This is a genomic window from Amycolatopsis jejuensis (assembly GCF_000717335.1).
Classification (GTDB): Bacteria; Actinomycetota; Actinomycetes; order Mycobacteriales; family Pseudonocardiaceae; genus Amycolatopsis; species Amycolatopsis jejuensis.
On the sequence record NZ_JNYZ01000133.1, the window covers coordinates 1 to 205 of the forward strand.

Genomic DNA, 205 nt, shown 5'->3' on the forward strand with positions numbered 1-205 from the left:
GATCGTCGTCGACACCGCCGTGAACTGCGCCTTGAACGCATCGAACGACCCGAACGCCTCATCGATCGCCGCCGCCAGCTCACCCGTCGGCTTGTCCCCGCCCTCGGGCGAGAGGATCTTCCACCACACCACGTGGTTCGCATGCCCCGCCAGATTGAACGCCAGCGTCGTCTCCAGGCCCACGATCGACCCGAAATCCCCCGCC

Annotated in this window: 1 protein-coding gene; it reads right to left on the reverse strand. The window is 66.8% G+C overall.

Annotated features, from left to right (window positions below):
* On the reverse strand, positions 1–205 hold a 205-nt coding region (locus OO71_RS46065), incomplete at both ends, for a Fe-Mn family superoxide dismutase (protein WP_033296456.1).